A 17321-nucleotide genomic window follows, 5' to 3' on the forward strand; every position below is an offset into this window, starting at 1 on the left:
CATACAACTTTGACGATTCCCCACACCTAGGGCTAACCCGTTGGCGGCGGCCGTTCCCGCGCCCACCGATCCAGCGCCAGGGCCATCAGGCATGTCAGCGTGGGGTACAGCATGCTCAGGTTGCGCATTTCCGCCGGCGAGCAGAACAGCAGGAAGAGCGGCAGATTGATGCACAGGGCCAGGCGCGCGTGCCGGCGCAGCGCCGGCGGCAGACGCTCCCAGCCGGCGGCCGCCACGCCGGCCAGCGCCAGCGCGCTCACGATGCCGAAGCCGCGCGGCAGCAGCACGCCGTAGGTGCTTTCCGTCAGCAGCCAGTTGCCCGGATTGACGTAAAAGCGCAGGGTATGCAACAGCTGATAACTGACGGTTCCCCCCGGATTGCCGGCATAACGCAAGCGCAGCGCCAGGTATACGCAGCCGCTTATTGCCAGCATGCCCATCACCAGCGCGCCGGCCTGCCAGCGCGGCAGCCCGCGGCGCAACAGCGGATAGAGCGAGAGCGCGAAAAAGAAAAAGGCTTCCTTGTTCCAGGCCGCCACGCCGGTCAATACCAGCAGCCCGAGCATGCGCAGCGGCCGGCGGCGATCCGCGCCCAGCGCCAGCAGCACCGCGCCCATCATGAACAGCAGTTCGAAGAAGTCGTAGAAATAGCCGCCCCCGGTCAGGAAGAACGGCAGCAGCAGCGCGACGGCGGCCGGCGCCAGGGTCGCGCCCATCCGGTCGGCGCCGGCCCGCAGACATACGCGCCGCATGACGAAAAGCGCGGCCACCAGCGCGAGGAAGGCCAGGTAATAGACGAGGTGATAGCGCAGCGCGACCGCGGGGATCAGCGATTCCGAGGCCGGATAGCGCATCGCCAGGCCCCAGCGGCTGTCGACCCGCTCCGGCCGCGCCAGACGCGCGGAGATGCGCGCCACCATCGCCGGCGGCAGCAGCGCCTGGATGCCGTTGGCCAGCGCGGGCACGAATTGCCGGTACACATAGGGACGGTGGGCCGTGCCCTCCACCATGTGCGCCAGGCTCAGGGCCGGATTGCCGTCATTGAGCCGCCACTTGGTGTAGAAGCCGTTGAACGCCGCGGCCGCGACCACCACATAGGCGCAGCACAGCAGGAACCGGCGCAAGCCCGGACGCTCGAAGGCGAACATTCGCGCCAGCGCGGTCATGTTCATGCTCCCAGCAACAGGATGGCCGCCGCCGCCCAGGCCAGCACCGCCAGGCGGATCTGGCCGTCGGCCAGCAGATCGCGGCCCGGCTCCTGGCCCGCGCCTTCCCGGTACAGCAGGTACAGGTAACGGAACACCCCGAAGGTGACGATGGGCAGGGTGGCGATGAGATGGTCGGTGCCGTGCAGCGCCGCGACCTCCGGGTCCACGGTGTACAGCCCGTAGGCCAGCAGGCTGGCGCAGGCGGTGATGGCGACCAGCGCGTCCAGCAGCTGCGCGCTGTAGTCTTGCAGCACGCTGCGCGCGCCTTCGGCGCGCACGGCGATTTCGGCGCGGCGTTTGGCGAACCCCAGGAACAGGGTCAGCATGAAACTGCACAGCAGCATCCAGCGCGAGGGCGCGACGCCCACCGCATACGTGCCGCAGGCCAGCCGCAGCATGAAGCCGCCTGAAATACAGAACACGTCCACCAGCACGTGATGCTTCAGGCTCAGGCTGTAGGCGACGTTGAGCAGCAGATAGACCGCCACGGCCAGCGCCACCGCCCACTGCCCCGTGCCCAGCGGAATGGCCAGGGCGCCCCAGGCCAGCAGCAGCATCAGCGCGCGCGCCTCGCGCAGCCCGACCCGGCCAGCCGGGATGGGACGATGGCGCTTTACGGGATGCGCGGCGTCGGCGCCGCGGTCGTGGTAGTCGTTCAGCACGTAGGCCGCGCTGGACGCCAGGCAGAAGGCCACGAAGCCCACGCACACGGCGAACACCAGGCGGGGATCGGCCCAGCCGTTGCTGAAGATCAGCCCGATCAGCACGAAGCCGTTCTTCAGCCATTGCTGCGGACGCAGCAGCGTGATGACGGCGCTCATGGAAGCGCCCGCGGGAAGGACTGCGGTGGTAGGGTCATGCGGCTGGCGCGACGGAATCCGTCCGTTGAAGTGCCGCAGACTATGCCAGCGAAAGCACGGCGTCCGGGACGCCGCCGCGCTTTATCAGACTCATGCCCGCCGCCGCGGGCGGCGCCGGCTTACGGCGCGTCAGCCTTGAAGGCGCCCTCTTCCTCCAGCACCTGATTGGCGGCCTTGAAGGCGTCCAGGCCCGCCGGAATGCCGCAGTACACGGTGGCCTGCAGCAGGATCTCCTTGATCTCCTCGACCGTCACGCCGTTGTTGAGCGCGCCCTTGACGTGCAGCTTGATTTCGGCCGGACGGTTCAGCGCCGTCAGCATGGCCAGGTTCAGCATGCTGCGGGTCTTTTTCTCCAGGCCGGGCCGGCCCCAGGTGTAGCCCCAGCACCACTCGGTGGTGATGTGCTGGAACGCCATCATGAACTCGTTGGCCCGGGCCATCGAGCCGTCCACGTATTCGCTGCCCAGCACCTCGCGGCGCAGTTCCAGGCCCTGGTCGAACAGGGCCTGGGTTTCGGATTTGATGTCTGCCATGGTTGCTCCTTTGATGTTGCCGACACTCGGTGAGCAACATTCTTGACCATGGCGGACCGGCGCGCAATCATGGCCGGCCCCGCGGCGGGGCCGGCTTCGCGCCTCAGTCGTAGCGGAAGGTGGCGGTCAGCATGGCCGAGCGGCCCGGCGCCACGTAGCTGAACAGGCCCACGTGCGAGGCTTCGTATATGGTCTCGTCGGTCAGGTTGTTCAGGTTGAGCTGCAGGCTGAAGTTGCGGTTGAACTGGTAGGACGCCATCGCGTCGTAGCGCCAGTACGAGGGCAGCTGGTAGACGTTGGCGTCGTCCACGTAGCGCTTGCCGGTATAGGTGGCGCCGGCGCCCACCGTCAGCTCGGGCATGAGGCGGTAGGTGCTCCACAGGCTGGCGCTCTGGCGCGCAATGAACTTCATCTGGTTGCCGCTGTAGTCCGTGCCGCCGCTCTGGTAGCTGGTGACCTTGGGGTCCATGTAGCTGTAGCCCGCCCACACCTGCCATTTCGGCGTGATGGCGCCGGCCGCGCCCAGTTCGATGCCGCGCACGCGGTTGCTGCCCGACAGCGTCACGTCGCCGGTGATCGGGTCGGCGCTGCGCGCGTCGGTCTTGCGGGTCTCGAACACCGCCGCCGTCAGCGACAGGCGCTCGTCGAACACGTCCCACTTGGTGCCCACTTCGATGCTGCGGCTCTTTTCCGGCGCCAGTTGCGCCGTGTCCGCGGTCAGGCGGCCGCCGGCCGCGCCGTCGGCGCCGCCCGACTGGGCCGCGGTTTCGCCGGACGGGTTGGACGAAGTGCCGTAGGACACGTAGATGCTGCCATTGGGCGCGGGCTTGTAGACCAGGCCCAACTGGTAGTTCCACATATTGTCGGTGCGCTGCGCGTCGCCGCTGGTGACGCGGTAGTTGTCATAGCGCAGGCCGACGTTGGCCTCCCATTGCTCGCTGAACTTCATCGTGTCGAACAGGTAGGCCGCGCGGGTGATGGTTTCGGCGGCGTCGTACCTGGGGCCCCAGCTCAGGCTGCCGGTATAGGCCTGGTGCGGGTTCGGGTGGTAGAGATCGTCGATCAGGGCCTTGTCGAAGCCGCCGCGGGGCACGCCGTCGCGCTTGATGATCTTCTCGTTGCTGTATTCCAGGCCGGCCGCATAGCTGTGGCGCACGCCGCCAGCGAGGAATTCGCCGAACAGGTCGGTCTGGTTGATGAAGGACCGGTTGGTCTGGTTCAGCGTGCGCAGCGCCTTGGTCATCTGCACGCCCGGCGCCTCGGTGGAGCACGGCGCCACGCCATAGGCCGGATTGGGCCGCCCGCCCGTACGCGCCGCGCAGTTGTCGAACGAGGGGCGCGTCATGGCGTATTCGTTGCTGGACTGGGTGTAGCGCGTGCCGTTGCGCAGCTTCAGGCTGTCGCTGAACTTGTGCTCCACCATCAGGGTGCCCATGTCGGCCTGGTTCTTGCGGTAGTCGCGCCCGACCAGCCCGTAGTAGTTGTCGCGGTCCACGTCGGGCGGCGTCACGCGCCCGGGGCGCGATTCGTTCTTGAACGGGATGCCCAGGTCGGGCGTGTCGTCGTTCTGCAGGTGGTAGTAGCTGAGCGTGACCTGGGTCGGCGTGCCCAGGCCCCAGGTGAACGACGGCGCCACGCCCCAGCGGTCGGTCTCGACGTGGTCGCGGCCCGGGATGTCGCCGCCCTGCTTCATGAAGTTCAGGCGGAACGCCGAACTCTCGCCCAGCCCCCAGTTGGCGTCGCCGGTCAGGCGCCAGTTCTTGTCGGTGCCGACGCCGACCGTGCCTTCGACGAAGTTTTCCAGCTTGGGCGTCTTGCTGACCAGGTTGATGCTGCCGCCGGTCGAACCGCGCCCGCTGTAGGCCGAGCTGGGGCCCTTCAGGATCTCGACCGATTCCAGGTTGAAGGTCTCGTGCGAGAAGCGGCCCAGGTCGCGCATGCCGTCGACCATCATGTCGGTGCTGGCCTCGTAGCCGCGCACGAAGGGCCGGTCGCCGGCGGGCGTGCCGCCCTCGCCCGCGCCGAAAGTGATGCCGGGCGCGGTGCGCAGCACGTCCATCAGCGACGAGGCGGCGCGGTCCCGCATCAGCTGCTCGGTGATCACGGTCACCGAGCGCGGCGTGTCCAGCAGGGGCGCCGTCATCTTGGGAGACGAGGCGACGTTCGCCTCGTAGCCGTCGCTGACCGCCTGGCCCTGCACCTGCACGGGCGACAGTTCCGGCACCGCTCCCGGCGCCAGGCTGCCCTGCGCCAGGACCAGGCCCGGCGACATCAGGGCGCCGCAGACCGCGGCGTAGATCGTGGAATTCGTAGACGAAATGCTGCCGCCGGCCTTGGCGCCGGCCGTCAAACTCTCTGCTTTGCTCATTGGACTCTTTCGGAAACCGCCCCGCGGCGGGTGCGCTATGGATGCGCTCTTGGTTTTATAAGAAGGCCAATGATATTCATTACCATTATTGCATTCAACTATTTGTCAGGCTTAATTCAGAAATTCGTCATTTTTGTCGAATTTTCTGGCCGATTAACAACACCAGGGGATAGGCTAGGATGCGAAAACGCGGGCCGTTGCCCGGAAGGAGAGTTCCATGCCGCCCATCCGCCATTTGCTGCGCGCCGCCCTGCTGGCCGCGCTTTTGCCCTGCGCGGCGCAGGCCGAGACGGTCATGCTGCAGGCGCAGCAGGCGACGGCGAGCGCCGATCCGGCCACCTCGGCCCGCACGGTGGAAATCACGCTGAAGCCGGAAAGCGCCAAGGCACTGGCCGACTTCACCCGCGCGCGCGTCGGCCAGCGCATCCAGCTGCGCGCCGACGGCGTGGTGCTGTCGTCGGCCACCCTCATGGCCCCGCTGGAAAGCGACAACCTGCGCATCGTCGCGGGCGAACATGGCTTCGAAGGCAAGTCCGCCGAAGAAATCGCCCAACGCATCATGAAGGCCGGCGGGCTGACGATAGGCGACGAAAACCGGTAGCGGCGCGCCTCAGGGCTGGGACGCGCGCAGCGCCAGCGTGGCGGTCAGCGCGGTCCGTCCCGGTCGGGACGCCACCTCCAGCCTGCCGCCCACCCGCTCGATGCGGGTGTGCATGCTGCGCATGCCCACGCTGATACCGGCCCGCAGCACCGCCGCCACATCGAAACCGGCGCCGTCGTCCTCGATCAGCAGCTCCAGGCTGTCGGATTCGGGCTGGCGCAGCGCCAGCTCGACGCGGCGCGCGCGGCTGTGCTTGAGCACGTTCACCAGCGACTCCTCGACCAGCCGGGTCAGCGCCATGCACTGCAAGGCGCTGGGCGGCGTGCGCCACTGCGCCGGGACCGCCCAGCTCGCGCGGATCTCCAGTTCGTCGAAAAGCTGCATGAAACGGTGGCGCAGCGGCGCGATCCACTCGCGCGGGGTGGCCGGCACCTTCACGCCCGCGCTCGATCCGCTGTCTATGGTCTGGCGCAGGTCGTCGCGCAGCAGCTTGAGCATGGACAGGAACTGCTGGCTCTGCACCGGCTGGCTGGCCTGCTCCACCGCGGCCATCATGCGCACCAGCGAACCGCCCAGGCCGTCGTGCAGGTCGTGGGCGATCTGCAGGCGGTCCTGCAGGCGCGCATTGGCCAGCGCCAGCGCGTGCTCGCGCTCCAGCGTCGTGGCCAGCTCGGTGCGCGCCTGCGCGATGCCCACGGCCAGATCCTGGCTGAAGCGTTCGATGCGGCGCACGTTGCGCGCGTGGCGCAGGCCCAGCACGGCCGATATGCACAGCGTGACCACCACGCTGGTGAACGGCGTATACGCGGTGTCGCTGGCGATGAGCTTGAGGATGCGCAGCAGGTCATGGACGCTGACGGCCAGGAACACCAGCAGGCAGGCCGCCAGCATGAGGTTTTCGGGCCGCCGGGTGCGCCAGGCGTGGAACGGGAACTGCAGGCAGTTCGCGAAAAAAATGGCGGACGCGGTCAGCACCGCGGCCAGCCGGATCTCGGGCAGCTGCGCCCGCGGCGCCAGGGCCACCGCCGCCAGCAGCGCCGCGGACAGTATCCACAAGGCCTTTTCGGTGCGCGGCAGCGATTGCTCGCCGAAGCGCCACGTGAAAATGCAGAAGCACGCCACGTACAGCACCAGCACCATGGCGTTGGCGCGCGCCGCCCCGATGCTGTCGGCAAATGGCCAGGGGCTGGTGACCAGCACGTTGGCGATGAACAGCACCCAGAACAGCGCCATCAGCGCATACCAGCCAAAGGCGCGCTGCTCGCGGCGCATCAGCCAGATGCAGAAGCACAGCCCGCCCAGGACGGCCGACACGATCAGGTTGAGCATGAACAGCGTGCGGTTGCGCCACCGCAGGTCCTCGTAGCGCCGCAGCAGCGGGCCGGGTTCTCCCAGGTAGACCGGCCCCAGGCCGGGCGTCTGCTCGGCCACGCCCACCACCCGCAGCCACAGCGTGTTCACGCCATCGCGCATCAGGGCCTCGGGGATGAGCCAGTAGCGCGGCATGTTCCAGCTGCGCGACAGGGGCTCGCTCAGCTGCGGATCGCTCCAGATGCGCGCATCGTTGACGTAGACCTCGCCAGCCATGACCACCGATTCGAGCACCAGCGCCACCGGCCCGGCGCGCCCGTCCGGGCACTGCGCCCGCCAGTCGATGCGATACCAGGCCGTACCGCTGTAGCCGGGCCAGCGCGCGGTCCAGTCATCGGGCAGCGTCACCGGCCGCCATGCGTCCGGCCCGGGACGGCCGCCCTCGGCATCGCCCTGCGCCGACTGGGTCGACAGCACCTGGGCCGTGCATTCCGCCTGCGCCCATACCGGGGAAAACGCCAGCGCCAGCCACAAGACCGCCAGCCGGATCGCCAGCCTCAATCGAGCAGCCCCCGCGACCGCGCGGCGTGGATCGCCCGGGTGCGCGAGGAAACGGCGAGCTTGCGGTAGATGTGCTTGACGTGGCATTCGACGGTGTAGCGCGACAGGTGCAGTTCCTCGGCGATTTCGCGGTTTCCCAGCCCCTCGGATACTAGGCGAAGAATCTGGTTTTCGCGAGGACTGAGCGTCTCGCCGGCGGCCGCGCCGGCCGGCTCCGCCGGCCTGGGGCGCAATTCCTCGATGATGCGGCGCGCGACGAAGGGGTCGATGGGCGCGCCGCCGCGCAGCACGCTGCGGATCGACAGCGACACCTCCAGGTCGTCGCGCTCCTTGAGCACATAGCCGGTGGCCCCGGCCCGCAGCGCCGCCAGGATCGCGTCCTCGGTGCTCCAGGCCGAAATGACCAGTATCGCCAGCCCCGGATCGGCCGCGTGCATTTCCGCGATCAGTTCGGTGCCGTTGCCGTCGGGCAGGCCCAGGTCCACCAGCGCCAGGGCCACGGGCTGCGTGGCCAGGCAGGCGCGCGCCTCGGCCAGCGTGGCGGCGAACACCAGCGCCTCGGGCGCATACCCGAGCTGCAGCAGCAGGCCTTCGAGCCGGCGGCAGATCAGGGGTTCGTCCTCCACCAGCAGCACCGGGGCAGGCAGGGTCGACTCGGAAGCAAGCATGGCGACGGTCATGAGAAAGGCGCGGGCGGTATTGCCCACGCCAGACTATGACGCAGTCGCAGCCGGCCGGGTATCCCTGGAAATTGGTATTCGCAGGGAATATAAAGCAAATGCCGGCGCGCGCCTTCAGGCGATGCCCGACGCCGGCAGGCGCGCCGGCAGCTGGTCGGCGGGACGGCTCCTGATCATGTCGGTCAGTTCGCGCCGCCGGGCCGCGTAGCCGGGATCGTCGAACAGGTTGTCCATCTCGTCCGGATCTTCGGCCAGGCAGTACATCTCGCCCGCGCCGCTATCCAGTTCCAGCGTCAGCTTCCAGTCGCGGGTGCGGGCCGTGCGCAGCTTCAGTTCGACCCCGCAGCGCGAGGCCGCCACGTCCCATTCGCTGAGCGCGAACGCGCGGCCGGCATCCCGGCCTTCGAGCAGCGGACGCAGGCTGCGCCCGTGCACCGGCCCCAGGGCCGAGGCGCCGCCGTAGTCGTACAGGGTGGCGGCCAGGTCCAGCGTCGATACTGGATCGGCCACCTGCCGGCCGGCCTCGATGCCCGGACCGCTGGCCACCATGGCCACGCGCAGCAGGCCCTCGTACGGCATCGGCCCTTTCAGCATCAGCCCGTGGTCGCCCAGCCACTCGCCGTGGTCGGACGTGAAGATCACGATGGTATCCCGGTCCAGCCCGTACTCGCCCAGCGCTTTCATGACGCGCCCGACCTGGTGGTCCACCAGCGAAATCATGCCGTAGTAGTTGGCGGTGATGCGCCGCAGCGCCGCTTCGGACGGCGTCGGCATGCGCGAAAAGTTCTGGCGCAGCGCCTGCACCTCGGCATTGCCCATGGGCTTGCTTTCCATGCTGGCCCGGTGCCACCACGGCCGGCGGTCGTAGTCGGTGCTGCGATGGCGCGGCAGATCGACCTCGTCGGGATGATGCAGGCGCGACCAGGGCTCGGGGCAATCGAAAGGATGGTGCGGATCGGGAAACGAGGCCCACAGGCAGAACGGCCGCTCCTGGCCATGCCGGCGCAGGTATTCGATGGTCCGGTCGCCGATCCAGGCCGAGTTGTGCCAGGCCGCCGGCAGCGCCGAATTGAAGGTCTGCGGCGCGCCGCTGGGCGGCCCCAGGTCCTTCTGGTAGAGCTGGTTGCGCAGTTCCCCCTGCCCGTCGCCGTAGTGCCAGCGCGAATGGTGCAGGCCGCCCGGCAGCGGCGTGGGCAGCCAGTAGTTGTGGCCCTCGACCACCAGCTCCACGTGCTCGAAACCCATGTACGGGCCGTTCCAGCCCGGCCCCAGGGCCGCCTCGCTGTACTGGCACTCCGGACGCCCCGTGGCCTCGAAGGTGTGGTGAGTGGAGAAATGCGCCTTGCCGATGAAGCCCGTGTCGTAGCCCGCGGCGGCCAGGCTGCCGGCAAAGCCGGCCTCGCCGGTGCGCAGGTCCAGGTCGATGCCGTTGTCGCACACCCCGTGCGTCAGCGGCAGCAGGCCCGTCAGCATGGACGCGCGCGACGGCTGGCAGACCACGTTGGGCGTGATGCAGGCCGAGAAGTGCGTGCCGTTGCGCGCCAGCAGGTCGATGTGCGGCGTCTTGACCCGCCGTCCGGCGTAGCCCAGGCAGTCGCCGCGATGCTGGTCGGTGGTGATGAGCAGGATATTGGGACGTTTCATGGCTGGTTTCATGGCTGTCTGGCGGCTGCGGTCTTGATGTCGGCGAGCATGGGAGCGAAAACACGGGTGTCGCGGGCGATGCGCTGGCGCAGGCCCTCGGCGCCTTCGTCGCCCACGATCATGCCCTGGGCCTGCATCTTGTCGCGCAGCTCGGGGCTCTTGAGCGCGGCGGCCACCGCCTTGCCCAGCGCCTCGACCACCGGCGCCGGCGTCCTGGCCGGCGCGAACAGGCCGAACCAGCTATAGAAGGTGTAGCCGGGCACGGCCTCCTCGATCATCGGCAGATCGGGCGCGCCCGCGATGGGCGCCGTGCCGGCGTTGGCCAGCCCGCGCACCTTGCCCGCCCGGACCTGCGGCAACGCCGTGCTGGCCACGATGAACATCAGATCGACCTGGCTGCCCATCACCCCCACGAAGCCCTGCGGCGCGGCCTTGTACGGCACGTGCTTGAGCGATATGCCGGCATCGTGCTCGAACAGCGCCATGGCCAGATGATGCGTCGAGCCCGGCCCGCCGCTGGCGTAGGTGATCGTGTCCGGGCGCGCCCGCGCCTGGTCCAGCAGCTCGCGCAGCGAGCCGAACGGCGCCGAGGGCGAGGCCACCAGCACGTACTGCAAGGTGGCCAGCGTGGCGATGGGCGCGAAATCCTCCGTCCGGTACGGCGCCTCCTCCATCAGATAAGGCGCCGCGGTAAACGAAGCGTCCAGGCCCAGCAGCAGCGTATAACCGTCGGGCCTGGCCCGCGCCACGGCCTGCGAGCCGATGATGCCCGCGACCCCGGCCCGGTTCTCGACGATGACCGGCACCTCCAGCCGCCTGGCCAGCTCCGCGGCCACCAGCCGGCCCGCCACGTCCGCGCCGCCGCCGGGCACGGAGGGCACGATGAGCGTGATCGGCCGGTCGGGGTAGGCCGCGGCGGCGGCCAGCGGAATCGCCAGGCACAGCATGGCCAGCGGCGCGCGTATGAACTTCAGCATGATCGTCTCCTTCCCGCCGCGCGCCTCGTCGGCGGGCGCGCTGGTCATGACGATCATGGAACAGCGGCACATTCCGGTCCAATGATATATTTTGGCCTTTCCATATCAATGTTGATATGTAGATGCAGCCCGCCGACGACTCCCCCGCCCTGCCGCCCGGCTGGTATCTGCGCGGGCGGCTGCGGCTGCGCCACCTGCACCTGATGCGGGTGCTGGACGAAGTCCACAACGTCGGCCTGGCGGCCCGGCGCCTGGCCACCACCCAGCCGGCCGTATCGCGCATGATCGCCGAACTCGAAGACATGCTCGGCGCGCGCCTGTTCGACCGCACGCCCAAAGGCACCTTCCCCACGCGCCACGGCGAATCGCTGATCCGCCATGCGCGCTGGGTGCTGGGCGACCTGGAACGCATGAGCGGCGAATGGTCCGGCGCGCCGGACCTGGACGTCGAGACCATCAGCATCGGCGTCAACTCCACCGCCGCCGCCTTCCTCGTGCCGCGCGCGCTGCTGCGGTTCAAGCAGCAGGCCGCCAACGTCAACGTGCTGGTGCGCGAAGGCTCGCTCGAAGCGCTGGCCCCGGAGCTGTACACCCGCAAGCTCGACCTGCTGGTCGCCAGGCTGGGCGAGGCCGTGCGCAAACCCGACCTCGCCAGCCAGGTGCTGTATGAAGAGCCGATGTGCGTCTGCGCGCGCGCCGGCCATCCGCTGGCCGGCGAACCGGGCGTGCCGTGGCAACGGCTGGCCGCCTACCCCTGGATCATGCCGCCGCGCGGCAGCCCGGTGCGCATCGGCCTGGACATGCTGCTGCAACGCCATGGCGTCTATCCCTACGCCCGGATCGAATCGGCGTCCGCGCTGAACAACACCATCCTGATGAACAGCAGCGACACCCTGTCGCTCATGCCGCGCTGCGTGGCCCGCCACCTGGCCCGCGGCCAGGGCCTGGCCATCCTCGACATCGACCTGCCGCCCGTCTTCGGCCCCATCGGCCTGGTCCGCCATTGCAGCCTGGACCTGTCTGCGCACATGCGGGGGCTGATCGAATGCCTGCAAGCGGTGGCGAGCGTCGCGCCGGACGGGGAGGCGGTTGGGCGTTGAGCAGGTACGAATTTTTCCGTACACTACATTTTTGTACGTGATTTTCCGTACATGAAGAATGCGCCATGACCACACAGAGAATGCGCCATGACCACACAGCACGAAGAAAGCATCATTGCGGCGCTCAAGCAAAAGCCCAAGCGCAAACACCCCGGCCCGGAACACAACCCGTCCCAGGAAACGCGAATCACAGAGCAGGTGCCGAGCGACGTCATCGCCTGTCTACGCGAGCTCATCGGCCAGGAACTTGAGCGCGTGGACGAGCCCCGAACCGCTCGCCTGGACGCCAGATTGACCGCGAAAGAACGCGCTGTCATTCAACGCGCAGCCGATATTTCCGGCCGCTCGCTCTCCGACTTCGTGGTGCACGCGGCCCACCAGGCCGCACTGCGCCAGATCGAGCATCAGGTGATTTTGCGGCTGTCCAAACGGGACTCCGAAACAATCGCCGCAGCGATTGACGCCGAATCATCCGAACCGACGGCCGCGCTCAAACGGGCGGCGGCGACGCGGAAAAAGATCCTGCGTCAAGTCGAAGGCCGATAAGGGCTGACACGGCATGGCGTTCCAATTCGTGCCCTTCTCGAAGTCGATTGACCGTAGGGGGTTTTGCTGCGGCAACCCGGAACTCGATAGGCATTTTGTTGAACAGCTGGGACAAGATGAGGAACGAAATGCCGCGCGCCTGCATGTAAACGGTCTTTGCGCAAGCGAACGCAAAAAAGCCGGCAGCGCTTGTGCGATACCGGCTTTCAGCTTGAGGCGTCGGGAAACACCTTCATGAATTCGACCACATTGAGTGGTCGGGGCGAGAGGATTCGAACCTCCGACTCCTGCGTCCCGAACGCAGTACTCTACCAGGCTGAGCTACGCCCCGATTTACTTCAACTACTTTCAGCTTCGCCGTGCTCAGTACGGCTGGGCTGTCCTGCTTTTATTCCTGCGTGCTTCTTATTTTTTCTTGGTTTCCGATACCGCTGAATTTGTTCAGCGATCTCTGTTTACCGCGAAAGCGCAGAATTCTAACAGAGATTTTTGAAAAGGGGAAATGGGATAGTCGGAAAGTGCTTTTTTGGCCAGTTCTGCCTCGGCGATCGCGGCCTGGCGGGCGTGTTCCAGGGCGTCGGTCGCCTGGATGGCGGCGGCCACGGCGGCGAAGTCGGCGTCACCGGTCTTGATGGCGTCGCGGATCAGTTGCTGCTGTTCGGGCGTGCCGACTTCCATTACGCGGATCAGCGGCAGCGTGGGCTTGCCCTCGCGCAGGTCGTCGCCCACGTTCTTGCCCAGCGCGGCGGCGTCGCCGCTGTAGTCCAGCACGTCGTCGACCAGCTGGAAGGCGGTGCCGACATGGCGGCCGTAGGCCGCCGCGGCGGCTTCCTGCTCGGGCGTGGCGCCGGCCAGCACGGCGCCGACCTGGGCGGCGGCCTCGAACAGCTTGGCGGTCTTGTAGCGCACGACCTGCAGATAGCGCTCCTGCGAGACGTCGGGGTCGTGCACGTTGAGCAGCTGCAGCACCTCGCCTTCGGCGATGACGGTGGTGGCCTCGGACAGGATGCTCATGACGCGCATCGAGTCGGCCTCGACCATCATTTCGAAGGAACGGGAATACAGGTAGTCGCCCACCAGCACGCTGGCGGCGTTGCCGAACACCGCATTGGCGGTTTCGCGGCCGCGGCGCAGGTCGGATTCGTCGACCACGTCGTCGTGCAGCAGGGTGGCGGTATGGATGAATTCCACCACCGCGGCCAGCAGCTGGTGATGCGTCCCTTCATAGCCCAGCGCGCGGGCCACCATCAGCACCATGGCCGGCCGCATGCGCTTGCCGCCGGCGCCGATGATGTAGTCGCCGATGGTGCGGATCAGGACCACGTCGGAGTTCAGCCGCTCGCGGATAACCGCATCGACGGCTTTCATATCGTCAGCAATGGGGGCAATGAGCGCGGGGAGATTCAAGACGTATCCGGAGTGTGAAACGAGCCGTAGGGTGTACGCGTGACGGCTCTTACCGCTGGACCGCCGGACCAGGCCGGGGGATTCGACCAGCGATTATACGGGGAGTAACGTGCGCGGGCGCGCGCCGGGCCGCCGGCGGCCGGCCGGGCGGAACTCTGGGACCGAAGGCGCAAGGCCTGGCGATGCCGCATGAAGCCTGTACGCCACACCTAAGCCCTTACCCTGCAAGCGCTTTTTGACTTTCCGCGCATCTCGGGCTAATATCCTCGATTCGGTCAGCAATGGCCGAATTACGTCGGTTTCATTTATGCCGAGTGATTTGTGCCAGATGCACGTGGTGCTCCTGCAATCCGGAGCACGGCAGGCGGGCACAGCGCGCAGCCCGCCCAGCAAGACACCAACGGGGCCGGCCAGGCAAATGGACCTTTTTACCTATTTAAGGAACACCCCATGTACGCGGTCGTAAAAACCGGTGGCAAGCAGTATCGCGTTGCCGCTGGCGAAAAACTCAAGATAGAACAGATACCGGCTGACATTGGGCAAGAAATCACCCTGGACCAAGTGCTGTCCGTGGGCGAAGGCGACCAGCTGAAAGTTGGCACGCCCCTCGTCTCCGGCGCCGTGGTCAAGGCAACGGTTCTTGCGCAAGGCCGCCACGACAAGGTCAAGATCTTCAAGATGCGCCGTCGCAAGCACTACCAGAAGCGTCAGGGCCACCGTCAGAACTACACCGAAATCCGCATCGAAGCCATCACGGCTTAAGTAGCGACTCGGTACCACTTAGCAGGAGCTAAACATGGCACAGAAAAAGGGCGGCGGCTCTACGCGAAACGGACGCGACTCAGAATCGAAGCGTCTGGGCGTCAAGGCATTCGGCGGTGAATTGATCCCCGCCGGTTCGATCATCGTGCGTCAGCGCGGCACCCGTTTCCACGCTGGCGTGAACGTCGGCATGGGCAAGGACCACACCCTGTTCGCGCTGGTCGACGGCAAGGTTCAATTCGGCTTCAAGGGCGCGTTGAACAAGCAGACCGTTTCGATCGTCGCCGCCGAGTAATCGGCAAGAGCACGGTCAGCAACGCGGTCCGCCGCGTTCGGCAAAGCCCTGTCGCATGCGGCAGGGCTTTTTTGTTTCAAGGCAGCGGCCGGGACGTCCCGCCCTGCCCTCACTTTTCATACGCACGGACACCATGAAATTCGTAGACGAAGCCACCATCGAGGTCGTCGCCGGCAAAGGCGGCAATGGCGTGGCGAGCTTTCGCCGCGAAAAGTTCATCCCCAAGGGCGGCCCGGACGGCGGCGACGGCGGTCGCGGCGGCTCCATCTACGCGGTGGCCGACCGCAACATCAATACGCTGATCGATTTCCGCTACGCCCGCCTGCACCGCGCCAAGAACGGCGAAAACGGCCGCGGCTCGGACCAGTACGGCGCGGCCGCGCCCGACATCACGCTGCGCGTGCCGGTCGGCACCGTCATCCATGACGCGGAAACCGGCGAAGTCCTGTTCGACCTGAACCAGCACGACCAGAAGGTGGTGCTGGCCGCCGGCGGCCAGGGCGGCATGGGCAACATCCATTTCAAGTCCAGCGTGAACCGCGCGCCGCGCCAGTGGACGCCGGGCAAGGAAGGCGAGCACCGCTACCTGCGCATGGAGCTGAAGGTGCTGGCCGACGTGGGCCTGCTCGGCCTGCCCAACGCCGGCAAGTCCACCCTGATCACCCGCATCTCCAACGCCAAGCCGAAGATCGCGGACTACCCGTTCACCACGCTGCACCCCAACCTGGGCGTGGTGCGCACCTCGCCGTCGCGCAGTTTCGTCGTGGCCGACATTCCCGGCCTGATCGAAGGCGCCTCCGAGGGCGCCGGCCTGGGCCACCTGTTCCTGCGCCACCTGGCGCGCACCCGTGTGCTGCTGCACCTGGTGGACGTGTCCACGCCCGATCCCGATGCGGACCCGGTCGAACAGGCCGTCACCGATGCCCGCGCCATCGTCGAGGAGCTGCGCCGCTACGATCCCGAGCTGGCCGCCAAGCCGCGCTGGCTGGTGCTGAACAAGCTGGACATGGTGGCCGACTCCGAGGACACCAAGCGCCGCTTCCTGGAACTGTACGGCTGGAAGGGCCCGGTGTTCGGCATCTCCGGCCTGTCCGGCGAGGGCACGCAGGACCTGATCTACGCGCTGCAGGATTACCTGGACGCCGAGCGTGAAAAGGAACAGCTGGCGCAGGACCAGGCCGATGGCAGCTACGTGGCGCCGGACCCCCGCTTCGACGACAAGCGCTCGGACGCCGACCCGCGTTCCACGCCGCGCAGCGGCGACGAATAAGCCATAATCGCAGTCCTTACGATTACGCCTTTTTTCCGCGCCGCAGCCCGCCGCCATCATGTCTGCCGAATCACCCGCAGTTTCCGTCGTCTCACAAGCCCAGCGCCTCGTCGCCAAAGTCGGCTCGTCGCTGGTCACCAACGAAGGCCGCGGCCTGGACCGCGCCGCCGTGGCCCACTGGGCCGCGCAGATCGCCGCCCTGCACAAGCAGGGCAAGCAGGTCGTGCTGGTTTCCAGCGGCGCCATCGCGGAAGGCATGGCGCGCCTGGGCTGGCGCAAGCGCCCGTCGGTGATGCATGAGCTGCAGGCCGCCGCCGCCGTGGGCCAGATGGGGCTGTGCCAGGCCTACGAGGCCGCGTTCGCCGAATTCGGCCTGCGCACCGCGCAGATCCTGCTGACCCACGAAGACCTGGCCGACCGCCACCGCTACCTGAACGCGCGCAGCACGCTGTTCGCGCTGCTGCGCCTGGGCGTGGTGCCCATCGTGAACGAAAACGACACGGTGGTCACCGATGAAATCCGGCTGGGCGACAACGACACGCTGGGCGCGCTGGTCACGAACCTGATCGAAGCCGACACGCTGATCATCCTGACGGACCAGCGTGGCCTGTACGATTCCGACCCCCGCAAGAATCCCGACGCCAAGTTCATGGCGCACGCCCAGGCCGGCGATCCGGCGCTGGAAGCCATGGCCGGCGGCGCCGGCAGCGGCATCGGCACCGGCGGCATGCTGACCAAGGTGCTGGCGGCCAAGCGCGCCGCCCACAGCGGCGCGCACACGGTGATTGCGTCCGGCCGCGAGCGTAACGTGCTCACGCGGCTGGCCGAAGGCGAATGCATAGGCAGCGAACTGCGCGCCGTGCTGCCGGTGTGGTCGGCGCGCAAGCAATGGCTGGCCGACCACCTGCGCCTGCGCGGCCGCGTGGTGCTGGACGACGGCGCCGTGCGGGCGCTGCTGCGCGAAGGCAAGAGCCTGCTGCCCATCGGCGTGACCGACGTGGAAGGCGAGTTCGGCCGCGGCGACGTGGTGGCCTGCGTGGACAGCCAGGGACATGAATGCGCACGCGGGCTGATCAATTATTCGTCGGCCGATACGCGGCGCATCCTGCGCCAGCCTTCGTCTCAGATTGCACGCATTCTGGGCAGCATGACCGAACCGGAACTCATGCACCGGGACAACCTGGTAGTGCTGTAGCGG

16 protein-coding genes and 1 tRNA gene are annotated in these 17321 nt (G+C 67.5%); 7 read left to right on the forward strand and 10 right to left on the reverse strand.

What is annotated here, in order from left to right; genetic code table 11:
* Positions 1 to 32: 32 nt before the first annotated feature.
* From AC1M14_RS24535 to AC1M14_RS24550, 4 genes are all read right to left on the reverse strand, one after another.
* Positions 33 to 1166 carry a hypothetical protein gene (locus tag AC1M14_RS24535; RefSeq protein ID WP_479730595.1) on the reverse strand — a complete coding sequence of 378 codons (1134 nt, stop codon included), beginning with the start codon at positions 1164 to 1166 and terminating at the stop codon, positions 33 to 35.
* Between the two features lie 2 nt (positions 1167 to 1168).
* A complete protein-coding gene (locus tag AC1M14_RS24540) occupies positions 1169 to 2029 on the reverse strand; it encodes a decaprenyl-phosphate phosphoribosyltransferase (protein WP_479730596.1) in 861 nt (286 codons plus the stop codon).
* A 158-nt stretch (positions 2030 to 2187) separates the two neighbouring features.
* Entirely contained in the window at positions 2188 to 2601 is a 414-nt protein-coding gene (locus AC1M14_RS24545; RefSeq protein ID WP_479730597.1) for a carboxymuconolactone decarboxylase family protein, read from the reverse strand.
* A 103-nt stretch (positions 2602 to 2704) separates the two neighbouring features.
* Positions 2705 to 4969 (reverse strand): TonB-dependent receptor, encoded by a 2265-nt coding sequence (locus AC1M14_RS24550; protein ID WP_479730598.1) that lies wholly within the window; start codon positions 4967 to 4969, stop codon positions 2705 to 2707.
* 217 nt (positions 4970 to 5186) lie between these two features.
* Here AC1M14_RS24550 and AC1M14_RS24555 point away from each other — a divergent pair, with 217 nt between their 5' ends.
* Entirely contained in the window at positions 5187 to 5570 is a 384-nt protein-coding gene (locus AC1M14_RS24555) for a SecDF P1 head subdomain-containing protein (RefSeq protein ID WP_111826812.1), read from the forward strand.
* Between the two features lie 9 nt (positions 5571 to 5579).
* Here AC1M14_RS24555 and AC1M14_RS24560 read toward each other — a convergent pair whose 3' ends face one another.
* The 4 genes from AC1M14_RS24560 to AC1M14_RS24575 form a co-directional block, all read right to left on the reverse strand.
* Positions 5580 to 7529, reverse strand: a complete 1950-nt coding sequence (locus AC1M14_RS24560; RefSeq protein WP_479730599.1) for a sensor histidine kinase — start codon at positions 7527 to 7529, stop codon at positions 5580 to 5582.
* Positions 7439 to 8122 carry a response regulator transcription factor gene (locus AC1M14_RS24565; protein ID WP_209166538.1) on the reverse strand — a complete coding sequence of 228 codons (684 nt, stop codon included), beginning with the start codon at positions 8120 to 8122 and terminating at the stop codon, positions 7439 to 7441. The genes AC1M14_RS24560 and AC1M14_RS24565 overlap by 91 nt, the downstream gene beginning before the upstream one ends.
* Positions 8123 to 8236: 114 nt before the next feature.
* Positions 8237 to 9766, reverse strand: coding sequence for a sulfatase-like hydrolase/transferase (locus tag AC1M14_RS24570; RefSeq protein WP_479730600.1), 1530 nt, complete (start codon positions 9764 to 9766; stop codon positions 8237 to 8239).
* A gap of 8 nt (positions 9767 to 9774) precedes the next feature.
* Positions 9775 to 10743: a tripartite tricarboxylate transporter substrate binding protein gene (locus AC1M14_RS24575; RefSeq protein ID WP_479730601.1), complete on the reverse strand. Its 969-nt coding sequence runs from the start codon at positions 10741 to 10743 to the stop codon at positions 9775 to 9777.
* Positions 10744 to 10865: 122 nt separating this feature from the next.
* On the opposite strand from AC1M14_RS24575, the gene AC1M14_RS24580 reads away from it, so the two are divergent.
* Both AC1M14_RS24580 and AC1M14_RS24585 read left to right on the forward strand, forming a co-directional pair.
* On the forward strand, positions 10866 to 11843 hold the full coding sequence (locus tag AC1M14_RS24580; protein ID WP_479730602.1) for a LysR family transcriptional regulator: 978 nt from the start codon (positions 10866 to 10868) through the stop codon (positions 11841 to 11843).
* Between the two features lie 87 nt (positions 11844 to 11930).
* Positions 11931 to 12389 (forward strand): type II toxin-antitoxin system TacA family antitoxin, encoded by a 459-nt coding sequence (locus AC1M14_RS24585; RefSeq protein WP_479730603.1) that lies wholly within the window; start codon positions 11931 to 11933, stop codon positions 12387 to 12389.
* A 254-nt stretch (positions 12390 to 12643) separates the two neighbouring features.
* Here AC1M14_RS24585 and AC1M14_RS24590 read toward each other — a convergent pair.
* A tRNA-Pro gene (locus tag AC1M14_RS24590) sits at positions 12644 to 12720 on the reverse strand.
* Between the two features lie 110 nt (positions 12721 to 12830).
* Complete coding sequence (ispB, locus tag AC1M14_RS24595) at positions 12831 to 13796, reverse strand: octaprenyl diphosphate synthase (RefSeq protein WP_102775316.1); 966 nt, start codon at positions 13794 to 13796, stop codon at positions 12831 to 12833.
* A 450-nt stretch (positions 13797 to 14246) separates the two neighbouring features.
* Between ispB and rplU the strand changes: the two genes are divergently transcribed.
* The 4 genes from rplU (at position 14247) to proB (ending at position 17318) form a co-directional block, all read left to right on the forward strand.
* Positions 14247 to 14558 (forward strand): 50S ribosomal protein L21, encoded by a 312-nt coding sequence (rplU, locus tag AC1M14_RS24600; protein ID WP_006216228.1) that lies wholly within the window; start codon positions 14247 to 14249, stop codon positions 14556 to 14558.
* 34 nt (positions 14559 to 14592) lie between these two features.
* Positions 14593 to 14853 (forward strand): 50S ribosomal protein L27, encoded by a 261-nt coding sequence (gene rpmA / locus AC1M14_RS24605; protein ID WP_006389959.1) that lies wholly within the window; start codon positions 14593 to 14595, stop codon positions 14851 to 14853.
* A gap of 133 nt (positions 14854 to 14986) precedes the next feature.
* On the forward strand, positions 14987 to 16123 hold the full coding sequence (gene obgE / locus AC1M14_RS24610) for a GTPase ObgE (protein ID WP_479730604.1): 1137 nt from the start codon (positions 14987 to 14989) through the stop codon (positions 16121 to 16123).
* 58 nt (positions 16124 to 16181) lie between these two features.
* A complete protein-coding gene (proB, locus tag AC1M14_RS24615) occupies positions 16182 to 17318 on the forward strand; it encodes a glutamate 5-kinase (RefSeq protein WP_102775314.1) in 1137 nt (378 codons plus the stop codon).
* Positions 17319 to 17321: the final 3 nt, after the last annotated feature.

This window comes from Achromobacter sp. SX5, from assembly GCF_056711425.1.

Coding starts and splice junctions, on each gene's coding strand:
- AC1M14_RS24535 (WP_479730595.1), bottom strand. CDS start 1,166: ATGACCGCGCTGGCGCGAATGTTCGCCTTCGAGCGTCCGGGCTTGCGC.
- AC1M14_RS24540 (WP_479730596.1), bottom strand. CDS start 2,029: ATGAGCGCCGTCATCACGCTGCTGCGTCCGCAGCAATGGCTGAAGAAC.
- AC1M14_RS24545 (WP_479730597.1), bottom strand. CDS start 2,601: ATGGCAGACATCAAATCCGAAACCCAGGCCCTGTTCGACCAGGGCCTG.
- AC1M14_RS24550 (WP_479730598.1), bottom strand. CDS start 4,969: ATGAGCAAAGCAGAGAGTTTGACGGCCGGCGCCAAGGCCGGCGGCAGC.
- AC1M14_RS24555 (WP_111826812.1), top strand. CDS start 5,187: ATGCCGCCCATCCGCCATTTGCTGCGCGCCGCCCTGCTGGCCGCGCTT.
- AC1M14_RS24560 (WP_479730599.1), bottom strand. CDS start 7,529: ATGCCACGTCAAGCACATCTACCGCAAGCTCGCCGTTTCCTCGCGCAC.
- AC1M14_RS24565 (WP_209166538.1), bottom strand. CDS start 8,122: ATGACCGTCGCCATGCTTGCTTCCGAGTCGACCCTGCCTGCCCCGGTG.
- AC1M14_RS24570 (WP_479730600.1), bottom strand. CDS start 9,766: ATGAAACGTCCCAATATCCTGCTCATCACCACCGACCAGCATCGCGGC.
- AC1M14_RS24575 (WP_479730601.1), bottom strand. CDS start 10,743: ATGCTGAAGTTCATACGCGCGCCGCTGGCCATGCTGTGCCTGGCGATT.
- AC1M14_RS24580 (WP_479730602.1), top strand. CDS start 10,866: ATGCAGCCCGCCGACGACTCCCCCGCCCTGCCGCCCGGCTGGTATCTG.
- AC1M14_RS24585 (WP_479730603.1), top strand. CDS start 11,931: ATGACCACACAGCACGAAGAAAGCATCATTGCGGCGCTCAAGCAAAAG.
- rplU (WP_006216228.1), top strand. CDS start 14,247: ATGTACGCGGTCGTAAAAACCGGTGGCAAGCAGTATCGCGTTGCCGCT.
- rpmA (WP_006389959.1), top strand. CDS start 14,593: ATGGCACAGAAAAAGGGCGGCGGCTCTACGCGAAACGGACGCGACTCA.
- obgE (WP_479730604.1), top strand. CDS start 14,987: ATGAAATTCGTAGACGAAGCCACCATCGAGGTCGTCGCCGGCAAAGGC.
- proB (WP_102775314.1), top strand. CDS start 16,182: ATGTCTGCCGAATCACCCGCAGTTTCCGTCGTCTCACAAGCCCAGCGC.